This is a genomic window from Oceanicaulis sp. UBA2681 (assembly GCF_002354675.1).
Taxonomy (GTDB): domain Bacteria; phylum Pseudomonadota; class Alphaproteobacteria; order Caulobacterales; family Maricaulaceae; genus Oceanicaulis; species Oceanicaulis alexandrii.
Window position 1 is genome coordinate 65,617 of record NZ_DEMB01000003.1, and the last position, 3,427, is coordinate 69,043.

At 65.1% G+C, this 3,427-nt stretch carries 3 protein-coding genes and 1 pseudogene; all 4 read left to right on the plus strand.

The features are described 5' to 3' along the window. Positions 1 to 231: pseudogene (locus tag B3M53_RS00945) on the plus strand (type II and III secretion system protein family protein); the annotation flags it as partial. Between the two features lie 4 nt (positions 232 to 235). Next, a complete protein-coding gene (locus tag B3M53_RS00950; RefSeq protein WP_273019387.1) occupies positions 236 to 892 on the plus strand; it encodes a CpaD family pilus assembly protein in 657 nt (218 codons plus the stop codon). A gap of 13 nt (positions 893 to 905) precedes the next feature. Next, the gene (locus B3M53_RS00955) at positions 906 to 2,540 is read left to right on the plus strand and encodes an AAA family ATPase (RefSeq protein WP_273019385.1); all 1,635 of its coding nucleotides are present in this window, start codon (positions 906 to 908) and stop codon (positions 2,538 to 2,540) included. Between the two features lie 9 nt (positions 2,541 to 2,549). Then, a partial coding sequence (locus B3M53_RS00960) for a CpaF family protein (protein ID WP_286799470.1) occupies positions 2,550 to 3,427 on the plus strand: 878 nt, incomplete at its 3' end.

Below are 3,427 nucleotides of genomic sequence, written 5' to 3' on the forward strand. Positions count from 1 at the left end.
ATCCGGTCTCGTGATTTCGCCAACAATGAAACCGAGCTTGTGGTCGTGGTCACGCCGTATCTGGTGGACCCGGTCAATTCCAATGATCTGGAAAGCCCGGCGGAAGGGTTCGCCGTGTCCTCGCTCGCCGCCGGCGCCTTTCTGGGGCGTCTGAACCGGGTTTACGCCGCGCCGGGCGCGCAGGTGGAAAATCGCGGCTGGTCGGGTCCGGTCGGCTTTGTGCTGGAGTAGCGTGATGAACCTTGTCTTCAAAAGCCTCATGGTCGCCGGCGCTCTGGTCGTCGCTGGCTGCGCCAGCGCCCCGGACCCGCGTCCGCGCGCCACGGCTGCGGCGGAAACCGTCCGCGTGAGCATGGACGTCAGCGCCATCGACAACGGGCTGACCTGGAACCAGATCGATGTGATCGAAGCCGTCGCCGCCGAGTACAAGGCGCGCGGCCATGGTCCGCTCGTGATCTCCTATCCGCAAAACGCCGGCAACGCCGACGCCGCCATCGGCGCCATCGCCGAGGCGCGCACGCGGCTGTATGCGGCCGGGCTCGACTGGCGTCAGATTTCAGGCGGCGCCTACGAGGCGGGCGGCCGGGCCAGCGCGCCGGTGATCTTCTCCTTCACCCGATACGAAGCGATTGCGCCGGAGTGCTCGACCACCTGGACCGACATGGCGCGCGCGCGTCCCAATGAGACCTGGCCGCGCTTTGGCTGCGCCACCGCTAACAATCTCGCCAGCATGGTCGCCGATCCGCGCGATCTGGTGGCGCCGCGCACCCTGGATGCGCCAGATTCCGCACGTCGTCAGGGCGTGCTCGACAACTACCGGCGGGGCCAGTCCACCGCCAGTGAACGCTCCGACCGCGAAAGTGGGGCGATCAGCTCCAGTGTCGGCAATTAACTAGGGTATGGCTATGAACCGCACCGCTGACGCCTTTGAAGATGAAGCGTTTGACGCCGCCGACGAGTTCGTCGCCGAGGACGCGTACACCCCGCACGAGCCGTTGAACGCGGCTCCTGAAGATCCGTTCTATGATGCGGAAAGCATTGAACGCCGGATGCTGGGTGAAGAGGATGGCTTTGGCGATGTGAACACAGCCGCGCAGCCTGCTGCGGATCCCGGCGCCCGCCCGTTTGGCGCGCGTCTGGCCGACGCCAATCAGAACGCCGGCTATGATGATGAGTTTGACGGCTATGAGCCGGCGGCGCCGTTGCGCCCGGCTCCGGCCCCGGCGCGCGACGCCCAAGCCGATCCGTTCGGGGATGCGGATTCCCTGCCGCTGACATCGCCCATCGGATCGGGCGGCATGAGCGGCGAGATCTCGGCGGTGTCCGGCCCTGATGAATCCCTGATCAACCAGCCTGTGCCGCGCATCGCGATCCATGCATTCTGTGAGAGCCCGGAGACCGGGCGTCTGATCCATCACGCCGCGGATGACCGCCGCATGGCGCGCACCCATGTGACCGTCGAGCTGGGCGGTCTGTCCGCCGCCATCGAGCGCTTCCATGACGAAAGCACGCCGGAATTGCTGATCCTTGAGACCGGCATGCGCGGTCGTGAATTGTTCCAGCAGCTTGAAGACCTGGCCGCGGTCTGTGACGGAGACACCAAGGTGATCATCATTGGCGCGGCCAATGACATCACCCTGTATCGCGAGCTGATCAAGCGCGGGGTGAGCGAGTATCTCGTGCCGCCGATGACGCCGCTGCACCTGATCTCGACGATCTCCGGCCTGTTTCTCGACCCTGAAGCGCCGTTCGCCGGCCGCTCCATCGCCTTTATCGGCGCCAAGGGCGGGGTGGGGTCGTCCACCATCGCTCATAACGTGGCCTGGCAATTGACCGAAGGTCTGCGCTCGGACGCGGTGCTGGTCGATCTCGATCTCTCGTTTGGAACCGCCGGCCTCGATTTCAATCAGGACCCGGCCCAGACCATCGCCATGGCGCTTGAGGAGCCGGACCGGCTCGACGATGCGCTGCTGGATCGCCTGCTGGTGCGCTGCACGGAACGGCTCAGCCTGTTTTCCGCGCCCGCGACGCTGGAGCGCGACTGGGATTTCGGATCCGAAGCGTTTGAGACCGTGCTCGACAAGGTGCGCCGTCAGGCGCCGTTCGTGGCGCTCGATCTGCCGCACGCCTGGAGCCCCTGGGTGCGCCAGACCCTGCTCAGCGCCGATCAGGTCGTGGTGACGGTAACGCCCGATCTCGCAAGCCTGCGCAACGCCAAGAACCTGTTTGATCTGGTGCATAACGCCCGCCCCAATGACGAACCGCCCAAAGTGGTGGTGAACATGGCCGGGTGTCCGAAAAAACCTGATATTCCGCTCAAGGATTTCTCGGATGCGCTGGGCGCGGCGCCGGTTCTGGTCCTGCCGTTCGAGCCCGCGCTGTTCGGCAAGGCCGCCAATAACGGCCAGATGATCCCTGAAGTGGATCCCAAGTCGAAAGCGGCGGACGGGTTCTCTCATCTGGCTGCGCAACTGACTGGTCGCGCGCCGGCCTCGCCGCGTCGCAAATCCCTGTTCGGCTCGCTTCTGGGAAAAGGCTAACGCTCGCTCATGTTCGGTAAGCGCCCCACCGGTTCGCAGACCCCGCCGAAATCGTTCGGCGGCGGCGCTCCGCGTCCGTCCCAGGGCGGCGAGAGCGGCGTTGCGACCCAGTCGCGCCCGCCTGCGCCCCAGTCGGCCCCGGCAAAACCGGCGTCGGCCGCCCCGGCGGCTCAGGCTGCAACCGCTCCGGCCCCCGCCGCTGCGCCCAAACCCAAGCCGAAACCTGCCGCTGCGCTCAAGCCCAAAGCCGCCAACCAGGCCGCCACCATCGGCGCCGAGCGGTCGGCGGAATACTATGCGGTCAAGACCACCATCTTTAACGCCCTGATCGACACCATCGATCTGGGTCAGCTGGCGCGACTGGACAATGAAACCGCGCGCGATGAAATCCGCGACATCGTCACCGAGATCATCTCGATCAAGAACGTGGCCATGTCCATCGCCGAGCAGGAGCAATTGCTCCAGGACATCTGCAATGATGTGCTTGGCTATGGTCCGCTGGAGCCCTTGCTGGCGCGCGATGACATCGCCGACATCATGGTCAACGGCGCAGGCGACGTGTTCATCGAGGTCAATGGCCGGGTTCAGAAGACCAATATCCGCTTCCGCGATAACGGCCAGCTGATGAATATCTGTCAGCGCATCGTGTCCCAGGTGGGCCGCCGGGTGGATGAAAGCTCGCCGATCTGTGACGCGCGTCTGGCCGATGGCAGCCGGGTGAACGTCATCGCCCCGCCCTTGTCTCTGGACGGTCCGACGCTGACCATCCGGAAATTCAAGAAAGACAAGCTCAAGCTCCAGAACCTTGTGGAGTTCGGCTCGATCTCGCCGGAAGGCGCGCGCATCCTTGAAATCATCGGCGCCTGCCGCGCCAATGTGCTGATCTC

Bases quoted from the DNA above. Each gene is read 5' to 3' on its own strand.
- B3M53_RS00950 (WP_273019387.1), top strand. From the start codon at position 236: ATGAACCTTGTCTTCAAAAGCCTCATGGTCGCCGGCGCTCTGGTCGTC.
- B3M53_RS00955 (WP_273019385.1), top strand. From the start codon at position 906: ATGAACCGCACCGCTGACGCCTTTGAAGATGAAGCGTTTGACGCCGCC.